This window comes from Cellulomonas sp. URHD0024, assembly GCF_000426185.1.
GTDB lineage: Bacteria > Actinomycetota > Actinomycetes > Actinomycetales > Cellulomonadaceae > Cellulomonas.
Genome location: NZ_AUEW01000013.1, coordinates 1 through 20,874 on the forward strand (window position 1 = coordinate 1; position 20,874 = coordinate 20,874).

A 20,874-nucleotide genomic window follows, 5' to 3' on the forward strand; every position below is an offset into this window, starting at 1 on the left:
ATCGCGGACCGGCAGACGTCCACGATCGAGCACTTCTCGCCGTTCAAGAAGATGATGCAGCGCGTGGGGAGCCGGGTCGTCAACTTCGCCGCCGACACGGACCTGCCGGACGCGGCGAGCGGGTTCCGGGCGTACTCGCGTGCCTCGCTGTACCGCCTGAACATCGTCACCGAGTTCAGCTACTGCATGGAGACGATCATCCAGGCGGGGCACAAGCGGCTGCGCATCGAGAGCGTTCCGGTGACGACGAACGCGAAGACCCGCGAGTCGCGGCTCTTCACCAGCAGCTTCCAGCACATGCGCAAGTCCGGCTCCGCGATCGTGCGCAGCTACCTGATGTTCAAGCCGTACGTGATCTTCGTGACCCTGACGGTCGTGTTCGGCGTGCTGGCACTCATCCCGTTCGTTCGCTTCGCTTGGCTCTGGACCAGCGGCGAGGGAGCCGGCGGCCACGTGCAGTCGCTGGTCTTCGGGTCGATCATGGCCGTCGCGGCCCTGCTGTCCGTGTCGCTCGGCGTGCTCTCGGACCTCCAGCGCGTCAACCGCGTGCTGCTCGAGGACCAGCTCGAACGGATCAAGGAGCTGCAGTACCGGAAGTGACCTCGTCGGGGTCGACGGGCGTGAGCGCGCCGTCCGCGCCGATCGTCGCCACCCACAGCCGCGAGGTCGTCCGGCCCGCCCGGTAGGGGATCCTCTGCAGGCGCTCGTGCCAGGCCGTGATCGTCGTCGTGCGCAGCGGGTCGGGCACCACCCCGTCCGGCCACGGCACGTTGTACGGGTCGAAGGTGACGAGCTTGACCTCCTGGTCGCCCCACGCCTCCTTGAGCGCCACCAGGTCGGCGGTCGACAACGTGGTCAGCGCCTGGATGACCTGGACGTCGCACATCGTCCGGAGCGTGGCCAGGTAGGGCGGCGCCTCTCCGGCGTGGACGTAGACCACCGGGTCGTCCCCGACGGCGTCGCACACCGTGTGTGCCTCGGGGAGGCGCCCGTCCTGCTCGATCGAGACCGCCGCGGGCCCCCAGGTCAGCGCTGGGAAGAGGGCGACGACGACGGCGCCGACGACGGCGGCTGCGGGGGCGGCCCATGACGACCTTCGGGACCAGAGCGCGTCGAGCGTCACGGCGGCGGCCAGCAGGAAGCCGGGGATGGTCACCGGGAGGAACCGCCGCATCGCCCAGATCTGGTCCGGCGTGATGTTGACGACCCACAGGTAGAGCAGCGACGGCGCGACGACGACCCCGAACACGAGCGCGAGTCGGGGGTCGCGCTTGGCCACGACCCGGTGCAGGACGACCGCCAGCCCGATGACCGCGAGCACCACCATGGGCCAGCCGTAGTACCAGGCGTGCCATGACAGGGACGACTCGTCGTAGCTGCGGGTCGGGTCGAGCACCATGCCGGCCTTCTCCTGCAAGGAGGCCACGTGCGCGGAGTACCCGCTGTGGGCCGGGACGTGGTGGTTGACCATCCACAGCGGGCGGCTGGCCAGGAAGACGGCGACGACCACCACGGCGGCCGCCGCGGCGTTGGCCAGCCTGGGCTTGTGTGCAAGGACCCACCGGCGCGCGGGGTCGAGCCGGTAGAGCATCCCGAGCACGACGACCCCCACCACCGCGACGACGAGCACGGCGATGAGCGAGGTGAACTGCTGGTAGTGGTCGAAGAGGTAGCCCTCGCTGTAGAGGCGCAGGTCCAGGTAGCCCAGCAGGACCATCGAGAGTGCGCCGCCCGCGACGAGCCCGACGGCGACGAGCTGACGGCGCCGGGTCCGCGGCGGGACTGCGGCGGCGGCCGTCAGCCCGATGCCGACGACCAGCCCCACGACCGACGCGGCCCCGTCGATGCGCACGAGGGCGGTCGCACCGATCATGGCCCCGGCGACCAGGTACCGGGGCGACGACCGGGTCTCGATCGCCGACCACGCCATGGTCAGCCCACCGAACACCAGGGCGAGCGCGAGCGGCTCGGTGTAGGCCGCGCGCGAGAAGACGACCATCGGCATGGAGAGCGCGAGTGCGACGACGGGGACGAGCGAGAAGGCGGGCCGCACGACCCGACGCGCCAGCGCGAAGACCGCCAGCAGGCCCACGGCGCCGATCAGCAGGTTCGCCCGCATCACGGCGTGCTCACCCCCGGCCCAGCCGGCCAGGCCGAGCATCCCGGGGAGCAGCTTGGCGCCCTGCACCTGCAACGACCCGCCCACCATCTCGTACGCACCGGTCGCTGCCGTCACGTCCTGGAACCCCAGGTCGACGGCCCGGGCGGCGCCGACCGGGATGTTGGGGGAGGCGTGGCCGGACAGCCAGAGACCCTCGAGCGTGAGGAAGCCCGGGTCGCGCCAGACAGTGATGAACTGGGACGCGAACGGGATGTTGACGCCCAACCAGACGACGACCGTCCCGAGCGCGGCGAACGACGACACGAGGTGCGCGCGCGTCACCGTGATCGCGGCGGGCGTCAGCCGCCAGGTCGCGACGACGACGACGACGAGCAGCGGCAGCACGACGAACGGCCGGAACTGCGAGCAGAGCACGCACACCGCGACCACGAGGGCGGTCCAGAACAGCAGCATCACGATCCGGTCGGGCAGACCCACCACGACCTTGGCCCAGCGGGCCGGCTCGGACTTCACGGGCGCGTGTGGGCTGGCCACCTGCTGCGGCTCGGCCGTACTCGTGCGCGTTGGGTTCACGTGCGCGGTCTCGTCTCTCTTCGGGGGCTGGGCACCGGCGACCCTATCCGCGCGGTCGGTGTCGCCGATTCTCACTGATCATCGCCGAGCACGGCGCCGGGCGCTCGACGTGCGAGCGCGGCACGGTGCCGGTTGTCGGCCAGGACGGCCGCGCCGGCGCTGAGGAAGTCGCCGGCGATCATCAGCGCACGGCTGACGAGAGCGAGCGCGAGAGCAGCGGACGCGTCCATCACCGGCGCCAGGGCGGCCACCAGCGCCACCTCACGCGCGCCCGCACCGGCGGGCAGGAAGACGATCACGAACCCGACCACCCAGGCCAGCGCGTAGGCGCCGGTGGTCAGCAGGCCGAGGCTCGGCGACGAGAACCCCGAGCCGGCCGCCAGGATCCACAGGTGCGCGCCGAACGCGACCCACATCACGAGCGCCCACACCGAGGACCGCAGCAGCGTCGGACCCGTGATCGCGTCGCCGCCGGGTCGGTGCAGGACCCGACGCGCGAGCGTCATGACCCTGTTGAACACCGCAGGCACGAGCATCACGATGCCCGCGACGGCGACGAAGAGCAGCCACCAGTAGGTGCGGACGGCGTCGGCCGACGCGATCGACAGGGTCGACCCCGCGACCACGATCCCCACGACGAGCCCGATGACGAGCTGGGTGAGCGCGGCCGACGCGGCCCTGCTGCGCGGGACGCCGTACTCCGTCGACAGCTCCGCCTGCGCGAGGACCGGCCAGATGGAGCCGGGGATGTACTTGCCCAGCTGGCTCAGGAAGAAGACCCGCGCGGCCGCGGGCACGGGCAGCGGCGAACCCATGCCCGCCAGCACGGAGCGCCAGGACAGCGCGGCAGCGACGAGCCCGACGAGCACGAACCCGAACGCACCGGTGATGCTGGCGGCGTCCAGCTGCCGCACGGCGTCCACGATGTCCGACCAGTGTCCGGCGAGGAACACCGCCACGAACGCCACGACGAGGACCGCCGCGGCCGCCTTGACCCACTGGGTGCGGGTACGGCGAGGGGTCGCCTGGTCCGGGGTGGGCTGCACCCGTCGATCGTACGGGCGCGTCGGCGCCGTCCCGGGCGCCGCCGGTACTCTCCGAGCCATGTCCACCGTGCTGTTCGTCACCAGGAAGTTCCCGCCGTCGGTCGGCGGGATGGAGACGCTGGCGGCGGACGTCTGGCACGCGCTCGAGGGTGACGGTGCCCGGCTCGTCGCTCACGGCGGCTCCAACAGGTCGCTGCCGGCGTTCCTCGTCCGCGCCGTGCGCACGACCAGGCGGGCGGCCCGTCGGCGGGAGGTCGACCTGGTCCTCGCGGGCGACGTCCTGATGTTCCTGGCCCTGCGGCCGTTCGTGCGCCCGGGGCGGGTGCGGCTCGCGACCATGGCCATGGGCAAGGACGTCGTCTGGCCACGGCGGCCCTACCAGTGGCTCGTCCGGCGGTGGCTTCCCGATGCCCACCTGGTCCTCGCGATCAGCCAGGCGACCGAGGCGACGACCGTCGCGGCGGGTGTCCCGCCTGATGCCGTGCGCGTGGTGCGGCTGGGCGTGGAGGTGCCCGAGCGGACGGTCGACCGGCCGGCGGCGCACCTGGAGCTGCGCTCGAGCCTCGGCGTCGACCCCGGCGCCGTCGTGATCGCGACCCTCGGTCGCCTCGTGCGGCGCAAGGGGGTCGCGTGGTTCATCCGCGAGGTGCTGCCGGGGCTGCCCGCGCAGTGCGTGTACGTGGTCGCCGGGGACGGCGAGGACCGGGCCGACGTGCTCGACGCGCGCGCCTCTCTCGAGGATCCCGGACGCGTCCGCCTCCTGGGCCGCGTCGACGATGCTGGTCGCGAGCTCCTGCTGCGTGGGTGCGACGTCTTCGCCCAGCCGAACATCCCTGTCGACGGCGACATGGAGGGTTTCGGCCTGGTGGCCGTCGAGGCGGCGATGCGCGGTGCGCTGGTCGTGGCTGCGGATCTGGAGGGGCTGCGCGACGCGGTCGTCGACGGCGAGACCGGCATCCTCGTGGCCCCGCAGGACACCGACGCGTGGGTCCGGGCGCTCGACGCGGTCGTGGGGGACGCCGGGGTCGAGGCGCTGGCCGAGCGGTACGCGAGCGGGTGCCGGCAGCTCTACAGCCGCGAACGGATGGGCGCGGAGCTTCGGCAGGCGGTCGGCCTCGCGCCGAGCGTCCGGTCCGGTTCCTAGCGGGAGACCGTGATCCGCTCGGAGGCGACGAGCCTCGCCGCTCGGTCGGGGTCGGCGTCGAGGGCCTTCGACAGGGCGTCGTCGACGAGCACCACCGAGCCACCCCGCGCGAGGACGCCGAGCACACGGGCGACGTCGTGCTCCGAGGTCCGACCGGGGCCGGCGGCGACGAGCACGCGGTCGGGACCGTCGGGCTGTGTCGCCAGGGCCCAGGCGACCAGCTCGCCGTGCGTCGGGCCGGGGTCCATGGCCGGGTCGGTCGGTGCAGGCTCGGGTGCCCACCCGATGACGTCGCCGTAGGTCATCACAGACGCTGCGGCGTCCAGGGCGCCGGGGGGCAGGTCGCCGAGGAACCTGCGCGCGAGGGCAGGCAGGCTCACCGCGACGAGCTGCGCGTGCGAACCGACGTGCTGGGCGGGGGAGTCGGTCACGACCACGTCCGTGCGCGGGCCGCCCGGAAGGACGACACAGCCGCCGGCGCGCCACACCGCGAGCTGCCACACCAGCGTCCGCCAGTGGGTCGGCAGGTCGAGCAGGACCCGGGTGCCGGGTTCGACGTCCAGCTCCTCGACCAGCAGGTTCGTGGTCTTCGACACCCAGTTGTCGAGCACCGCGCCCGAGAGCTCGACCCGGTCGCCGTCTGCCGCGTACCAGGTGATCCGCGGCCGGCCGGGCTCGCGCGTCAGGAGGGCGAGGAGGTCGGCGATGGTCGTCGGAGGCACGCCGCAACCCTACGGCGACACGCCCGGGGGTCGGGAATTGCTCAAGTTCACCCGGCAGAACCGGGCAAATACCACCTGTCCGCTTGACCAACGCGAACGACACGCGTGTAATTCCATAGAACGGATTCACCCGCGGCAGAACTCTCCCACAGCAGCACCGGGTGCAGCAGCACCCCATCCACAGCAGCACCCAGCACAACGAAGATCGCACGGAGGCACGCATGTGGAATCTGCTCGACAACGACGAGATCTTCCCGTCGGACGCACGCAAGGCTGCACAGACGCAGGCCTCCAACGTGCTTCCGATCTTCGGCGCCCTCGAGGACGAGGGGCCCATGGGATGGCAGGAGCGCGCGCTCTGTGCCCAGACCGACCCGGAGGCGTTCTTCCCTGAGAAGGGCGGCTCCACTCGCGAGGCCAAGAAGGTGTGCACCGGATGCGACGTCCGCTCCGAGTGCCTCGAGTACGCACTGCAGAACGACGAGCGCTTCGGGATCTGGGGCGGACTGTCCGAGCGCGAGCGGCGCAAGCTCAAGCGGCGTGTCGTCTGACCTTCACAGGTCGTCGGGGCGTGTCGCTCCCGGGCTCACGGGGACGCTGCCGCACGATGTCCCGAGCATGACTGACACGCTCCAGCCCGTGGACGTTCCCACGGCGACCTCGTCCACACCGGTGACCCCGCCGGTGTCCGTGCCTGTCTCTGCCGTTCTCGTCACCCACGGCCGAACCCCGTACCTCGAGACCACTCTTGCGGCCCTGGCGCAGCAGACGCGTCGTCCGATGCGCGTGTTCCTCGTCGATGTCTCCCACGTTCCCGACGAGGCCGTCGAGCCCGCGTTCCGCCGGATCTTCGCCGCGGCCGACGACGCATCGCGGGGGCCGTCACCCGCACTTCACCTCGTGCACACGCCCGGCGCGCGCACGTTCGGGCACGCCGTGCGACGCGCGCTCGCGAGCGAGGTCGGGCCGACGACCAGCTGGCTGTGGCTCCTGCACGACGACAGCGCACCGGCCGACACCGCGCTCGCCGAGCTGGTCCGCGCCGTCGGGCGGGCACCGTCCGTCGCGGTGGCGGGCGTCAAGCAGCGGACCTGGACGGATCCCGAGCGGCTGCTCGAGGTCGGTCTGCGCACGTCCCGCTCCGGCCGTCGGATGACGGACGTCGAGCCGGGCGAGCTGGACCAGGGGCAGCACGACGGTCGCGACGACGTGCTCGGGGTCGGCCTGGCCGGCGCGCTGGTCCGGCGCGACGTCTGGGACGCCCTGCGTGGCACCGACCCGCTGCTCGGACCCTTCGGGGACGGCTTCGACCTTTCCCGGCGGGCGCGCCTGGCCGGGCACCGCGTCGTCGTCGTGCCGTCGGCCGTCGTCCGCCACGCGCAGGCGGGATACCTCGGTCTGCGGACCGCGGAGTCGCGCGTCCCGACCGACCTCGATGGGGACGGCGAGGACGACGCCGCCGACCCGCGGCACTCGTTCGACGCCCGCCGACGAGCGCTCGTGCACAGCCGGCTCGTCGGGGCGCCCATGCCTCTGGTGCCGTTCGTCGCGCTCATGGCGATCGTCGGCGCGGTCGTCCGGTCGCTCTGGCAGCTCGCCGTGAAGCAGCCGGGACTGGCCGTCGCCGAGCTTCGCTCGGTGCTGGTCGCGGTCTGCCGGCCTGCGGGCGTGGTGCGCGCGCGGGCCCGAGCGACACGCACCCGCAGGCTGCCGCGGCGGGCTCTGCGTCCGCTCCAGGCCGGCGTGCGCGACGTGTGGTCGCAGTCCCGTGACCGGCGGCTCGCCCGCGCGGAGGTCCGGCGCGTCGTCCAGGCGCCCAGCGAGCTCGAGCTGCGAGAGCTCTCCGCGCTGGCGACCAAGCGCCGGGTCACGCTCGTCGTCCTCGTGGGTGGTCTCGCGATCATCAGCGCCGTCGCCCTCGGGACGCTGCTGGCCCCCGTGGTCGGCGGGGCCCGGCTGGTCGGTGACGCGCTCCTTCCGACGACCGCCCGGCTCGGCGACCTCTGGAGCGCAGCGACCTCGGGCTGGGTCGCCGGGGGTCTCGGCGCGCCGGGGCCGGCCGACGCGTTGCTGACCGTGCTCGTCGGCCCGACCGCCGCCGCCGGTGGCTCGTCGTCGGCCGTCGTGGCAGTGCTCCTGCTCGGCTCCCTCGTGCTCGCTGGGATCGCCGCCTGGGCAGCAGCGGGAGCCGTGACTCGCTCGGTGGGGGTGCGGGCCTGGGCCGCCGTCGTCTGGGCCGCTGCACCCGCGTTGCTCCTCGGTCTGGGCGCGGGCCGGCTCGGTGCCGTCGTGGCCCACGTGGGGCTGCCGTGGGTGGGCCTGGGGCTGGCGCGTGCGATCGGGGTGCAGCGGGTCGACCAGGTGCTCTCCGGCGTGGCGACCGCCAAGCGCGTCGACGACGACGACGTCGATCCCGAGGGACCCGTGACGTCGTCTCTGCCGCACCCCCGACTCGCGACCGACTCCGGACAGACCCCCGCGGTGGCGCCCGCCGACGTGACCGCTCGAGTGGGTGCAGCCGATCCCACGGGCTCGATCGCCGCGGCGGCCGGTGCTGCCCTGGCGTTCGCACTCGTCGTGGCGGGTGCACCGGTGCTGCTGGTTCCCGGCGTCCTGGCGCTGTGCGTCGTGGCGCTGTCCGCACCACGCCGCCGCGGGCGGGTCCTGCTCGCCGCCGTCCCGGCAGTGGTCCTGCTGGCCCCGACGCTCCTGGAGGCGGCGCGCCGCGGGCTCCCCGGCTGGTGCCTCCTCGTCGCCGACCCCGGTCTGCCCGTGCCGTCGCAGCCGACCGACCCGGTCAGCCGGCTGCTGGGTGTCCCGTCCGACCCCGGCTCGCTCGTGGGGACCGGGCTGGCGTCCGGACTCACGCACGCCCTGCCGCTCGCCGTCGGTGCGGTCGTCCTGGTCCTGGCCGTGCTCGCGCTCCTGCGCGGCGCACCCGTGGCGCGGGCCGTGCGCGGTGCCTGGGTGGTCGCGGGGATCGGGTTGGCGACCGCCACGGTCGTCGGGCTCGTCCCGGTGGCGGTCGACGGCGGGTCGGTCGTGCGCGGCTGGTCGGGTCCGGGGCTCTCGCTGGCCGGCGCCGGTCTGCTGGTCGCCGCCCTGATCGGCACGGATCGGTTGCGCGAGCGTCTCGGGCGCTACACGTTCGGCGTGCGTCAGCTGCTCGCTGCGCTGCTGTCGCTCGTCGCCGTCGTCGTGCCGCTGGTCTGGCTGGGCACGTGGACCTGGCAGGCCAGGACGGGCGACGCCGTCGCGCTGCGCACGCTCGACGGCCCGATCGTCCCGGCGGTCGGGCAGCAGGCGCAGGAGACGCCCGCTTCGTCGCGGGTGCTCGCCGTGAGCGCCGGTCCCGAGCAGGGCAGCGACCCGACCGCGACCTGGCAGCTGATGCGCGGCGACGGCCCGGCCCTGGTCGACCAGGCCGCCGCGGCGTGGACCCGGACGCTGGAGGGCGACCTGACCGAGACGTCGGCGACCCCGGCCGACGCCGCGACGCAGGAGGTCGACGCGCTGGTCGCGCGCCTCGCCACGGCCGCGAGCGGTGACGTCGCCGGTGAGCTGGGCTCGCTCGGGGTCGCGGACGTCCTCGTCCCGGCACTGCCCGGTCCGGTGGCCGCCGACCCGCTGGCCAAGGCGGCACGCGACGAGCTGGTGAGCAGGCTGGACGCGACGGCGGGCCTCCAGCGGGTCACGGCCAACGCCGCAGGCACGCTGTGGCGCGTCCAGGCGACGGCGCCCGGCGCCGGGATCGCCGCACCGAGCGTCGTGACGTCGTGGGCCCGGGTGCTGCCTGACGGCGCGGCGGTTGCGGACCCGTCGGCCCAGGCAGTCGAGGTGCCCTCGGCCGGCCGCGCCGTCGACACGTCGGTTCCGGCCGGCGACGCCGGGCGCCGCCTGGTCCTCGCCGAGCGTGCCGACCCGCACTGGCACGCCTACCTGGACGGGGAGTCGTTGCGAGCGCTCCATGACGGATGGCGGCAGTCGTTCGAGCTCGGCGCGGGCGCGGGTGACCTCGTCGTCCGGTACGACAGTCCCGACCGGACACCGGTGCTTGCTCTGCAGTCGCTCGTGCTGCTCGTCACCGTGCTGCTCGCGGTACCCGTCCGTCGACGCCGCGGCGGGCGTACCTGGAGCGGACGCTCATGACCGACACCGCCCCCTCCTCGTCGCGCGTCTGGCTCGGCCGGACCGCTCGCGCCGCGTCGGGACTCGTCGTGCTGGGCCTGACGGTCGCCGTCGTCGCCGCAGGCACCCGCGTACCGGACGTCGACGACTCGAGCGTCCCTGCGACCCGCGTGCCGGTCCCGCCGTCGGCGACGACGCTCGTCTGCCCGGGACCGCTGATCCTCCCGGACGACACGGGCCGGGGTGACTCGCAGTTCGACCCGACGCCGGTGGCCCCCATGACCACGCTCACGGCCCTCACCGCGTCCCCGACCGGGCCCGGCACCCTCGCCCCGCTCGATCGTTCGACGACGTGGGCGAAGCTCAAGGCCGGCGGCGACGCGGTCCAGGTGCCGTCGGTAGCAGCCCCGTCGATCGTGCGCGTCGAGCCGGTCGACGTCCCCGCGCGGGTCGGGGCGGTCGCGGCGGGACTCGTCACCGCCGGTGACCTGCGGGGTCTGTCCGCCGCCTCCTGCCAGCAGCCCGTGGGCGACGCCTGGCTCCTCGGCGGCGCCACCGATCTCGGCAGCACCGCCCAGCTGGTGCTGGACAACCCCGGTACGACGCCTGCGGAGGTGGGGATCGAGGTCTGGGGCCCCAACGGCCCGGTGGACCTCACCGGCGAGCGGTATCTGGTGGCGCCGGGCGCGGAGCGCGTGATCGTGCTCGGCGGCATCGCCTCGGAACAGCGCAGGCTCGGGCTGCACGTGGTGGCGACGGGCGGGCGCGTCGGCGTCCACCTGCAGGACTCGGTCCTCGACGGCTTCACCCCCGGCGGTACGGAGCTCGTCGTGCCCGGTGCCGTGCCGGCTACCCGACAGGTGGTGCCGGGCATCTCGGTGGTCGCGTCCACCGTGGACGATCCGAGCGCGCCCGCACTGCGCCTGCTCGCACCCGGTGACGCCGGGACCAGCGCGAAGGTCACGCTGCTCGGACCGGACGGCGTCGTCGAGCTCCCCGGCGCGGACACCGTCACGCTCGTACCGGGGGAGGTCACGGACGTCCCGCTCGGCGGACTCCCGGCGGGCGCGTACACCGCCGTGGTCGACGCTCGCGTACCGGTGCTCGCGTCGGCGGTGATGTCGCGACCCGGTTCGCTCGGACCGCTCGACGACGCGCCGAGCGTCGAGCGGGCCTGGGCCGCCGCGACCGTTCCTGGCCGTAGCGGTGTCGTCGCGCTGCCTGCGGGCACCAAGGGCACCCTCGTGCTCTCGGCCGTCGCGCGTGGAACGGATGCCGCGGACGGCGGCCCGGCCTCGGGTCGGCTGAGGCTTCTCGGCGCGGACGGGGTGGTGCTCGCGCAGCGCTCGGTCAGCATCCCGGCCGGCACGACCAGCGCCTGGACGCTGGACGAGCTTGCGTCGGGAACGGGGCCGGTCGGGGCGGCCGCGTCCAAGCCGGGCCCGTCCAAGGGCGTCGTGGGCCTGGATCTCGTGACCGACGACGGTGAAGCCGTCGCGCTCGCGTGGGCGCTCGTCGCGTACGTGACCGAGCCCGACGGGACGCTGTTCTCCGTCCTCGACCCCGTGGCGGTCCCGCACGCCGCGCCGGACGTGCCGGTCCGCGAGGACCCGCGGCTGGGCACCCGCTAGGAGGACGCCGCCCGGATCTCCGCGCGCTCGCGGAGCCGCAGGCCGAGCGCGGCCGCCCGGCGGACCGGCCACTGGTACCAGTGCGGGTAGCGGTGCCCGACGTACTTGGCGGCGCTCGCATGGTGCGCGGCGATCATCTTGGCCGGCTTCGCACGCCACGACGTGCCGCCCACGTGCGTCACCCTGGCCTGCGGGACGTAGAGGTTCGTCCACCCGGCGTGGCCCAGTCGCGCGCCGAGGTCGACGTCCTCGAAGAACATGAAGTAGTCGTCGTCGAATCCTCCGATCGCCTCGAAGGCCTCCCGGCGCAGCAGCAGGCACGCCCCCGACAGCCAGCCGGCGGCCCGCTCCTGGCCCGAGGTCTCGTGCTCGGCCCGGTACCGCCGCGTCCACGGGTTGCCCGGCCACACCCGGACGAACAGTGCATGGCCCGCGCCCTGCGTCAGGGAGGGGAGCGCACGCGCAGACGGGTAGACCGTGCCGTCCGGGTTCAGCAGCGCGGGACCCGCCGACCCGATCCGCTCGTCGGCACCCGCCGCCTCGACGAGCACGTCGAGCGAGCCCGGTTCCCACTCGAGGTCGGAGTTCGCGACGAGGATCCACGGTGCGGTGCACCCCTGCGCGCCCACGTTCGCACCGCCGCCGTACCCGAGGTTCGCGGGCGCGACCAGCAGGTGGGCGCCGAACTCGGCGGCGACGGCCGCAGAGACGCTCTGGTCCGTCCCGTTGTCGACGAGGACGAGCTCGACAGGGCGCGTGGAAGCCGTCGCCAAGGTACGGGCGAACGCCGCGAGCTCGTCGCCGGGATGGAAGACGACGCAGACGACGCGGACGAGAGTTCTCGGGACAACGGGGGTCATCGTCCGCACAGGTTAGTGCGCGTCCCGGTAGTCCGGGTCCACGTCGTCCGGGGACCGGCCGAGAAGGTGAGCGACCTGCTCGACCACGACGTCGCGAACCAGGTCCGCCATGTCGAACGGGTCACCGGCGCGAGACTCGACCGGGCGGCGGTAGATGACGATCCGGGCCTGCAGGCCGGCGTCCGCGGGGAAGTAGCGCCCGAGCGGCACGCCGCCGCGTTCCCACGGGGCGGGGTCCGAGGGTGGGACGTCCTCGACCGCGAACTCGGTGCCGGACAGCTGCCTGGTCCAGCGACGCTCGATCCGCTCGACCGCGTCCAGCACCAGGTCGTCGAACCTCTCCGCACGTGTGCGGTAGGCGGGCATCGTGCTGGGCAGGAGCGGCCCCCTCGGTCCCCGACCGCGCCGGTCCCGCCGTCGGACGGGCTGCACCGCGACCGAGGGGACCGACATGGCGCGACGCCCCACGCCGGCGGTCCGGCGGGCGGGGGGTGGGGGTGAGGTGCTCACCCGAGAACTGTAGTTCGAGTACCGGCGTCGGCGTGGGGAACGCGGCGTGTCTGGCCCCAGGGGTACCGTCAGCCCGTGAGATCTGTGAGGCAGTGCACGCGCACGGCGTGCGGCCGTCCGGCGGTGGCGACGCTGACCTACGTGTACGCCGACTCGACCGCGGTCCTCGGCCCGCTGGCGCAGCAGGCGGAGCCGCACTCGTACGACCTGTGCATGGAGCACGCGGAGCGGCTGACAGCCCCCCGGGGCTGGGAGGTCGTCCGGCTGACACCGGAGTTCGCCCCCGCTGCCCCGAGCCGCGACGACCTGCTCGCCCTCGCGGACGCCGTGCGCGAGGCGGGACGGCAGCCGGAGGCTGAGCCGCTCCCCGAGGCCGTCGGGTCGGCTCTGGCCGAGGCGCCTCGGCGTGGGCATCTGCGGGTGCTGCGAGGAGAGGGCTGACATGGCCCGGCGCAAGGGGGACGCGGCTCGCGCGCGTGCTCAGCAGGCGGCCGAGCCCCTCGGGTCGATCAGTCAGCCCCTGGGGCCGGCGGTCCCCGGGACGGCGGCGTGCCTGCGGTGCGGCGAGACCCAGATGACCCGGATCCGGATGGCACTGACCTCGGGGCGGCAGGTGCTCTTCGTCTCGTGCCCGGCGTGCGAGCAGCGCAACTGGTTCCCGCTCGACGGCAACGGCACCCCGCTGCCGCGCGACGAGGTCATGGGTGCCGACGAGTAGGGCGTCGAACGCCGCCGGGTAGCATGTCGCCGTGACCTCCCCTGCAGCTGACCGTGTCGATCTGTCTGCCCTGATCAAGGCCTATGACGTCCGGGGTGTCGTCCCCGAGGAGCTGAACCCGACGGTGGCGCGAGCCATCGGCGCAGCGTTCGCGGACGTCGTGGTCATCCCGGAGTCCGAGGGACGCGCGCGCGTCGTCATCGGCAACGACATGCGCCCCTCCGGTCCTGAGCTCGTCGCGGCATTCGCCGAGGGACTGGCGCTGCGCGGTGTGGACGTCGTCCGGATCGGCCTCGCGTCGACGGACGGCCTGTACTACGCGTCGGGCGCGCTCGACATCCCCGGCGCCATGTTCACCGCGAGCCACAACCCGGCGCAGTACAACGGGATCAAGCTCTGCCGCAAGGGTGCGCGCCCGGTGGGGCAGGACAGCGGGCTGACCCAGGTGCGCGAGCTCGCGGGCGACTACCTGGCGACGGGGGAGATCCCCGTGGTCGCCCCCGAGGAGGTCGGCTCCGTCACCGACCAGGACATGCTCGCGGACTACTCGGCGTTCCTGCGCTCGCTCGTCGACCTCTCGCAGATCCGGCCGCTCAAGGTCGTCGTCGACGCGGGCAACGGGATGGGCGGCTTCACGGCTCCCGCCGTGCTCGGCACGGGTGCCGGCCTGCCCGGGCTGCCGCTCGACGTGGTCCCGCTGTACTTCGAGCTCGACGGCACGTTCCCCAACCACGAGGCCAACCCGCTCGAGCCCGAGAACCTGCGTGATCTGCAGGCAGCCGTCGTCGAGCACGACGCCGACATCGGTCTCGCGTTCGACGGCGACGCCGACCGCTGCTTCGTCGTCGACGAGCACGGGGATCCGGTGAGCCCCTCCGCCATCACCGCGCTGGTCGGCCTGCGCGAGGTGGCGCGGGAGCGAGCCGCAGGCCGGACCCCGACGGTGATCCACAACCTGATCACGTCGCAGGTCGTCCCGGACCTGCTGGGTGCCGCTGGGGCGAAGACGGTCCGCACGCGCGTCGGCCACTCGTTCATCAAGGCGGAGATGGCGAACAACGACGCCGTCTTCGGTGGCGAGCACAGCGCGCACTACTACTTCCGCGACTTCTTCTTCGCGGACACGGGCATGCTCGCCGCGCTGCACGTGCTCGCCGCGCTCGGTGGTCAGCCGCACCCGCTGTCGGCCCTCGCGGAGCAGTTCCAGCCGTACTCGGCCAGCGGGGAGATCAACTCCAGGGTCACGGACGTGGCGGCCGCGCGGGGGCGGGTGGTCGACGCCTACGTCACGCAGCAGGGCGCCGGCCCGGTGGTCGTCGACGAGATGGACGGGTTGACCGTGTCGCACTGGGACGGGCACCCGCAGTGGTGGTTCAACCTGCGCTCCTCCAACACCGAGCCACTGCTGCGCCTGAACGTCGAGGCGGCCGACGAGGACATCATGGAGAAGGTGCGGGACGACGTCCTCGCGCTGGTGCGGCAGGTCGAGCCGTGAGCGACGACCCGCGCACCGATGCCCGCGTGCTGGAGCACTGGGCGCGTGACCTCCTGCGCTGCCCCGTGACGGGGGCGACCCTCGTCGACGGGGTCGGACCGGACGGCGAGCCGACGCTCGTCTCCACCGACCCGGACAACCCGCTGGCCTATCCCGTCCGCGACGGCATCCCCGTGCTGCTCGCCGACGCGGGCGTCCCCGTCAAGCGCGGCTGATGGCGCACGAGGGCGGCGGTACCCGGGCGATCCTGGCTGCGCTCGCAGCCAACCTCGGTATCGCGGCGACGAAGTTCGTCGCGTACCTGCTGACGCTGTCCAGCTCGATGCTGGCGGAGGCCGTGCACTCGCTCGCCGACTCGGGCAACCAGCTCCTCCTGCTGCTCGGCGGCAAGAGGGCAAGGCGTGAGGCGGACGTCGACCACCCGTTCGGCTACGGCCGAGAGCGGTACGTCTACTCGTTCATCGTCTCGATCGTCCTGTTCTCGCTCGGCGGCCTGTTCGCGTTGTACGAGGCGTGGCACAAGTGGCAGGACCCGCACCCGATCGAGGGCAGGTGGTGGTGGGTTCCCCTGGCCGTCCTGGGCGCGTCGATGGTGCTCGAGGGCTTCTCGTTCCGCACGGCGATCAAGGAGTCCAACCACACCCGCGGCGACCAGTCCTGGGTCTCCTTCGTGCGGACCGCGAAGGCGCCGGAGCTGCCGGTCGTGCTGCTGGAGGACTTCGGCGCCCTCATCGGCCTGGTCCTCGCGTTCTTCGGCGTGGGGCTCACGCTCGTCACCGGCAACGGCAAGTTCGACGCGCTGGGCACGGCCGGCATCGGCGTGCTGCTCGTCCTCATCGCGATCGTGCTGGCCCTCGAGACCAAGTCTCTGCTGCTCGGGGAGTCGGCGACGGCCAAGGACGTCGAGGCGATCAGCACGGCCCTCGTCGGCCCCGGCGTCACGTCCGTGATCCACCTGCGCACCCTGCACCTGGGTCCGGAGGAGCTGCTCGTCGCAGCGAAGATCGAGGTCGACGGCGCGACGAGCGCCGCCGACGTCGCCGCCGCGATCGACGCGGCCGAGCTGCGCGTGCGTGCCGCCGTCCCGATCGCACGGGTCATCTACCTCGAACCCGACCTGCGCAGGGCCGTCGAAAGCCCCGCCTGACCGGGTCGCGCGGCTAGCATGGCCGCGACGGCGTGGGTGATGCCCGCAGACCTAGAGGGGTCGCGCCGGCGTGAGCGTCCCGTGCACGCACGGGTCTGCTCCGCTGTGCTTATCGAATGCCCATCGCTGCGCACCGTCAGGAGTGACATGTCCACGTTCTCTGAGGCACCCGGCCGGTTCAAGGTCCGCGACCTCTCACTGGCCGAGGCCGGCCGTCACCAGATCCGGCTTGCCGAGCACGAGATGCCGGGCCTCATGGCCCTGCGCGCCGAGTTCGGCCCGACCCAGCCGCTCGCCGGTGCCCGCATCGCCGGCTCGCTGCACATGACCGTCCAGACCGCCGTGCTCATCGAGACGCTCGTCGCCCTCGGCGCGGAGGTGCGCTGGGCGTCCTGCAACATCTTCTCGACGCAGGACGAGGCCGCCGCCGCGATCGTCGTCGGCCCCGCTGGGTCCGTCGAGGCACCGGACGGTGTCCCCGTGTTCGCCTGGAAGGGCGAGTCGCTGCAGGAGTACTGGGAGTGCACCGAGCAGATCCTCGTGTGGCCCGGGGGAGCCGGACCGAACATGATCCTCGACGACGGCGGCGACGCCACGCTGCTGGTGCACAAGGGTGTCGAGTACGAGGCCGCCGGTGCCGTGCCCGGCAACCCGGTCCCCGGGGACGCGGACTACTCCGAGGAGCTCGCGGTCATCCTCGACACGCTGCGCGCCTCGCTCGCGGCCGACCCCCAGCGGTGGACCACCATCGCCGCGGAGATCAAGGGCGTGACCGAGGAGACGACGACCGGCGTGCACCGCCTGTACCAGCTCGCCGAGGCGGGTGGCCTCCTGTTCCCGGCGATCAACGTCAACGACTCGGTCACCAAGTCGAAGTTCGACAACAAGTACGGCATCCGCCACTCGCTGCCCGACGGCATCAACCGCGCCACGGACGTGCTGATGGGTGGCAAGGTCGCGTTCGTCGCCGGCTACGGCGACGTGGGCAAGGGTGCCGCGGAGGCGTTCCGCGGGCAGGGAGCCCGCGTGATCGTGTCCGAGGTGGACCCGATCTGTGCGTTGCAGGCCGCGATGGACGGGTTCCAGGTCGCCCTGCTCGACGACGTCCTCGGGCAGGCCGACTTCTTCATCACGACGACGGGCAACAAGGACGTCATCTCCGCCGCGCAGATGTCGGCCATGAAGAACAAGGCCGTCGTCGGCAACATCGGGCACTTCGACAACGAGATCGACATGGCCGGGTTGGCAGCGGTGCCGGGCATCACGCGCACGGAGATCAAGCCGCAGGTCCACGAGTGGACATTCCCCGCCGACGACGAGCGGCCCGAGCGGTCGATCATCGTGCTCTCCGAGGGACGGCTGCTGAACCTGGGCAACGCGACCGGTCACCCGTCGTTCGTCATGAGCAACTCCTTCTCCAACCAGGTGATCGGCCAGATCGAGCTGTTCACCAAGCCCGGCGAGTACGCCCGGGAGGTCTACCGCCTGCCCAAGGTCCTGGACGAGAAGGTCGCGCGGCTGCACCTGGACGCCTTGGGCGTCCGCCTCACGGAGCTGACCAAGTCACAGGCCGAGTACCTCGGCGTCGACGCGGCCGGACCGTACAAGCCCGAGCACTACCGGTACTGAGGTCCGGGTTCAGTCCAGCGGGTCCGGGATGCCGTGGGGAAGACGGTGCAGCTGCATCGCCTCGACGGCATCCCGGTGCCCGGCCCGCTGCAGGGCCACGTACTCGCGGTTGCGACGCTCGGTGAGCACCGCGGTCAGGAACGCCTCGGGATGCGTCCCCACCGGCGGCAGCGGGTTCACGTACCGCTCCATCTCGGTGCTGAGCCGGGTGCCGAGCTGGACGCGTGACGTCGGGTGCAGGGTGACCGTGCGACCCAGGAACTGACGCGCAGACAATGCCAGCGCGTCGGGCAGGCGAGCGATGTCGGCGGTGTGCGCCCACCGTGCGAGCTGCGGCGGCATCATCAGGGGAGCGCGCTGCGCCACGGTGCCTCGCACACGCACCGCGTAGGTCCCGGCCAGGACGTCGCCGACCCGTTTGCCCTGGGGGTTCACCGTCGAGGTGATGAACGCGACGGTGCCGAGGGTCAGCCAGAGCTCCACGATGCCGACGAGCGCCCGGACGAGCGACTGCCGGAGCACGATCGGGCCTCCGTCGTCGCGCACGATCCGGATCCCCAGCGCGAGCTTCCCGAGCGAACGCCCCCGCGTGAGGGTGTCCACGGTCGTCGGGACGACGAGCGTGATCGTCGCGATGATGACGATGGACATGATGCGGGCCGTGTGCTCGGTCGGGGAGAGCAGACCGGTGACCGGCAGGATCACGAAGAACACGACCGCACCGAGCACCAGCAGATCGATCAGCGCGGCGACGAGCCGGACCGGCGACGACGTGGGCCGCGACTCGAGGACGACACCCTCGCCGATGATGATCCCGTCCATGCAGCCCCCGTCCGTGCAGTTGCGCGTGCCCTCGTCCCGGTCGGGCTCTTGGCGCAGAGTAGCCGCTGCCGGCCTGCTCGGGATGGCACCATGTGCGGATGGACCTCGATGCGTACGAGCGGGTGCGTGCCGGCGCGTGGGCGCGGCTCGACGAGCTCGCGGGTCGGCGGCGACTGAGCGGCGCCGAGGCCGACGAGCTGGTCCGGCTGTACCAGGCCACCGCGACGGACCTCTCGGTCATCCGTTCCAGCGCTCCGGACCCGGTGACGGTCGCCAAGCTCTCGCAGCTGGTGGCTCGTGGTCGCACCGCGATCGCGGGCTCGCACGAGGCGAGCTGGCGCGACGTCACGCGGTTCGTCGTGGTGTCGCTGCCCGCGGCGCTCTATCGCATCCGCTGGTGGACCGTCGCCGTGGCCTTCGGCTTCGTGGTGCTGGCCTGTGCCTCGGGATTCTGGGTGGCCACGCAGCCCGAGGCGCTCGCGCTGATGGGCACGCCCGCCGAGCAGCAGCGGTACGTCGACGACATGTTCCAGCAGTACTACGACCCGGGCGCCGGCTTCGCGGCGATGGTGTGGACCAACAACGCCTTCCTGACCGCGGTCTGCATCGCCACCGGTTTCACCGGGATCGGACCGCTGTACTTCCAGGTCAGCAACGCGGTCGGCGTCGGTTCCACGGGCGGGATGATGGCCGCGCACGGACAGCTGGACGTCTTCCTGCAGAGCATCGCGCCGCACGGGCTGCTGGAGCTGACGTCGGTCTTCGTGGCGGGTGCCGCCGGTCTCCGGCTCTTCTGGACGTGGCTCGTCCCGGGGCCGCGCACCCGCTCGCGGGCCCTCGCCCAGGAGGGTCGGTCGTTGGTCACCGTCGTGATCGGGTTGGTCGGGACGTTGGCCGTCTCCGGGCTGATCGAGGGATTCGTGACCGGGTCGACGATGCCCTGGGCCCTGAAGATCGCGCTCGGCGTGCTCGCAGTGACCGCGTTCTGGGTCTACACGATCGTCCTGGGCAGGCGCGCGGTGCGCGACGGTGAGACCGGCGACCTCGAACCGGACCGCGCCGGGTACGTCCTGGCGATGGCCGGCTGAGGTCGACGCCCGTCCGCCGTCCGGCCCTCAGTCGTCGACGACGAGCACCCGGTGCGTGTCTGCCTCGTCGGCCATGAACCGGACGAGGCCGGCTGCCTCGTCCTCGAGGAGGCGTCGGTCCGACGCCGAGACGGCGGCGAACGGGCGGACGGTGAGCGTCGCCGGCTCGCCGCCCGTGCGGGACACGGCCCACGTCCCGGCCACGCGACCGTCGAGCAGGAAGGTGGCGGGGATGACGCCGTTGGGCGACGCGAGCAGGCGCCGGTGCTCCTGCGAGACGATCCGGGTCCGGTCGGCATGTCCGAGCAGGACGTTGTCGTAGTCCGGCAGGAACCGCACGGGTGCCGGCGTCTGCGGGTCGGGCAGGAGCCCGTCAGGGACGTCCAGCAGCTCGCGCGGCCGCACACCACCGGGAGCCGGATCGGCCCGGTAGCGCACGATGCGGTCGCCGAGACGGTTCACGACGTCGCGCAGCCCGCCGAGCCCGGACCAGCTCTGGACGTCCGTGACGGAGGCCGGGCCGAAGGCGCGCAGGTAGCGCAGCACGAGCCGTTCGAGCTCGTGGAGGCGCACGGCCGGGTCGGACAGGTCGGCCGACGCGCTGCCGAACCACGCGTCCGCCGTGGTCCAGGTGGTCGCGCCCGACCGTCCCCAGACGCCGCGGGGAGGCACCTGGACGAGCGGCAGGGTGTCTCGGGCAGCGTAGGCGAGCGAGCCGGGCGCGACGCTCGGCCAGCGTTCCGCCAGCAGGCGGCCGAGGTCGGTGGTGACCCGAGGCTCGTCCTCCACCAGGCTCCGGGCCGCGGCCGCGACCGCGGGGACGTCGACGCCCCGCAGGGCAGCGGCGTGCTGGGCATTGACCTGCAAATCGCGCGCGTAGATCGGGGCCATGAGCGCGGGCAGCACCAGCGCGTCCTGACGCGTCACCAGGTGGATGGTGCCGCGCATCACCGCGATGCGCGCGACCGTGCGGGCCCAGAACGCGTCGCCCAGCTCTGCGTGCCCGAAGTCCGCAACCCGGCTCCACAGACCGACGTAGGGCGACCAGGCGTTCTGCGCCTGCTGCCCGACGAGGTGCTCGACCACGCCCAGCGCGGGGCCCTCGTGCCGGTCGAGCAGGTGCTGGCGTGCGAGCAGCGCGCGGTTCAGCTGAGCGGGCGAGAGCAGGTCGCCCGGTGCGGGTGCGGTCACGTCGACCTCCTGTGTCGGACCGGGTCCCGGTGCGTCCGGCGCGTGCGG

18 protein-coding genes and 1 pseudogene are annotated in these 20,874 nt (G+C 73.0%); 12 read left to right on the forward strand and 7 right to left on the reverse strand.

Annotated features, from left to right (window positions below; genetic code table 11):
• Positions 1 to 600: pseudogene (locus I847_RS27155) on the forward strand (glycosyltransferase family 2 protein); the annotation flags it as partial.
• On the opposite strand, the gene I847_RS0114020 reads toward I847_RS27155, so the two are convergent.
• Together I847_RS0114020 and I847_RS23810 are read right to left on the reverse strand one after the other, a co-directional pair.
• Positions 575 to 2,695, reverse strand: a complete 2,121-nt coding sequence (locus I847_RS0114020) for a hypothetical protein (protein ID WP_155856157.1) — start codon at positions 2,693 to 2,695, stop codon at positions 575 to 577. The pseudogene I847_RS27155 and the gene I847_RS0114020 sit on opposite strands and share 26 nt — an antisense overlap.
• Positions 2,696 to 2,766: 71 nt before the next feature.
• Positions 2,767 to 3,741 carry a lysylphosphatidylglycerol synthase domain-containing protein gene (locus I847_RS23810; protein WP_051274913.1) on the reverse strand — a complete coding sequence of 325 codons (975 nt, stop codon included), beginning with the start codon at positions 3,739 to 3,741 and terminating at the stop codon, positions 2,767 to 2,769.
• Between the two features lie 58 nt (positions 3,742 to 3,799).
• On the opposite strand from I847_RS23810, the gene I847_RS0114030 reads away from it, so the two are divergent.
• Positions 3,800 to 4,885, forward strand: a complete 1,086-nt coding sequence (locus tag I847_RS0114030) for a glycosyltransferase family 4 protein (protein WP_028050197.1) — start codon at positions 3,800 to 3,802, stop codon at positions 4,883 to 4,885.
• Here I847_RS0114030 and I847_RS0114035 read toward each other — a convergent pair.
• Entirely contained in the window at positions 4,882 to 5,607 is a 726-nt protein-coding gene (locus I847_RS0114035; RefSeq protein ID WP_028050198.1) for a TIGR03089 family protein, read from the reverse strand. The genes I847_RS0114030 and I847_RS0114035 overlap by 4 nt on opposite strands.
• A gap of 221 nt (positions 5,608 to 5,828) precedes the next feature.
• On the opposite strand from I847_RS0114035, the gene I847_RS0114040 reads away from it, so the two are divergent.
• The 3 genes from I847_RS0114040 to I847_RS0114050 all read left to right on the forward strand — a co-directional run bounded on the left by I847_RS0114040 (position 5,829) and on the right by I847_RS0114050 (position 11,366).
• On the forward strand, positions 5,829 to 6,158 hold the full coding sequence (locus I847_RS0114040; RefSeq protein ID WP_028050199.1) for a WhiB family transcriptional regulator: 330 nt from the start codon (positions 5,829 to 5,831) through the stop codon (positions 6,156 to 6,158).
• Positions 6,159 to 6,225: 67 nt separating this feature from the next.
• The gene (locus tag I847_RS0114045; RefSeq protein WP_028050200.1) at positions 6,226 to 9,756 is read left to right on the forward strand and encodes a glycosyltransferase; all 3,531 of its coding nucleotides are present in this window, start codon (positions 6,226 to 6,228) and stop codon (positions 9,754 to 9,756) included.
• Positions 9,753 to 11,366, forward strand: coding sequence for a DUF5719 family protein (locus tag I847_RS0114050; RefSeq protein ID WP_028050201.1), 1,614 nt, complete (start codon positions 9,753 to 9,755; stop codon positions 11,364 to 11,366). The genes I847_RS0114045 and I847_RS0114050 overlap by 4 nt, the downstream gene beginning before the upstream one ends.
• Here I847_RS0114050 and I847_RS0114055 read toward each other — a convergent pair.
• Complete coding sequence (locus tag I847_RS0114055) at positions 11,363 to 12,226, reverse strand: glycosyltransferase family 2 protein (protein WP_028050202.1); 864 nt, start codon at positions 12,224 to 12,226, stop codon at positions 11,363 to 11,365. The genes I847_RS0114050 and I847_RS0114055 overlap by 4 nt on opposite strands.
• Before the next feature lie 12 nt (positions 12,227 to 12,238).
• Positions 12,239 to 12,736 carry a metallopeptidase family protein gene (locus I847_RS0114060; RefSeq protein WP_231384231.1) on the reverse strand — a complete coding sequence of 166 codons (498 nt, stop codon included), beginning with the start codon at positions 12,734 to 12,736 and terminating at the stop codon, positions 12,239 to 12,241.
• 75 nt (positions 12,737 to 12,811) lie between these two features.
• Here I847_RS0114060 and I847_RS0114065 point away from each other — a divergent pair, with 75 nt between their 5' ends.
• The 6 genes from I847_RS0114065 to ahcY all read left to right on the forward strand — a co-directional run bounded on the left by I847_RS0114065 (position 12,812) and on the right by ahcY (position 17,725).
• Entirely contained in the window at positions 12,812 to 13,177 is a 366-nt protein-coding gene (locus I847_RS0114065) for a DUF3499 domain-containing protein (RefSeq protein WP_028050204.1), read from the forward strand.
• A 1-nt stretch (position 13,178) separates the two neighbouring features.
• Positions 13,179 to 13,454, forward strand: coding sequence for a hypothetical protein (locus tag I847_RS0114070; RefSeq protein ID WP_028050205.1), 276 nt, complete (start codon positions 13,179 to 13,181; stop codon positions 13,452 to 13,454).
• A gap of 31 nt (positions 13,455 to 13,485) precedes the next feature.
• Entirely contained in the window at positions 13,486 to 14,949 is a 1,464-nt protein-coding gene (locus I847_RS0114075) for a phosphomannomutase/phosphoglucomutase (RefSeq protein WP_028050206.1), read from the forward strand.
• Positions 14,946 to 15,164: a Trm112 family protein gene (locus tag I847_RS23815; RefSeq protein ID WP_051274914.1), complete on the forward strand. Its 219-nt coding sequence runs from the start codon at positions 14,946 to 14,948 to the stop codon at positions 15,162 to 15,164. Before I847_RS0114075 ends, I847_RS23815 begins: the two co-directional genes overlap by 4 nt.
• Positions 15,164 to 16,096 carry a cation diffusion facilitator family transporter gene (locus I847_RS0114085; protein WP_028050207.1) on the forward strand — a complete coding sequence of 311 codons (933 nt, stop codon included), beginning with the start codon at positions 15,164 to 15,166 and terminating at the stop codon, positions 16,094 to 16,096. Before I847_RS23815 ends, I847_RS0114085 begins: the two co-directional genes overlap by 1 nt.
• A 147-nt stretch (positions 16,097 to 16,243) precedes the next feature.
• Entirely contained in the window at positions 16,244 to 17,725 is a 1,482-nt protein-coding gene (gene ahcY / locus I847_RS0114090) for an adenosylhomocysteinase (RefSeq protein WP_028050208.1), read from the forward strand.
• Positions 17,726 to 17,734: 9 nt separating this feature from the next.
• Here ahcY and I847_RS0114095 read toward each other — a convergent pair whose 3' ends face one another.
• The gene (locus I847_RS0114095; protein ID WP_028050209.1) at positions 17,735 to 18,547 is read right to left on the reverse strand and encodes an RDD family protein; all 813 of its coding nucleotides are present in this window, start codon (positions 18,545 to 18,547) and stop codon (positions 17,735 to 17,737) included.
• Between the two features lie 98 nt (positions 18,548 to 18,645).
• Between I847_RS0114095 and I847_RS0114100 the strand changes: the two genes are divergently transcribed.
• Positions 18,646 to 19,635, forward strand: coding sequence for a stage II sporulation protein M (locus I847_RS0114100; RefSeq protein ID WP_028050210.1), 990 nt, complete (start codon positions 18,646 to 18,648; stop codon positions 19,633 to 19,635).
• A gap of 27 nt (positions 19,636 to 19,662) precedes the next feature.
• Here I847_RS0114100 and I847_RS0114105 read toward each other — a convergent pair whose 3' ends face one another.
• Positions 19,663 to 20,826, reverse strand: a complete 1,164-nt coding sequence (locus I847_RS0114105) for a winged helix DNA-binding domain-containing protein (protein ID WP_028050211.1) — start codon at positions 20,824 to 20,826, stop codon at positions 19,663 to 19,665.
• Between the last annotated feature and the right edge of the window lie 48 nt (positions 20,827 to 20,874).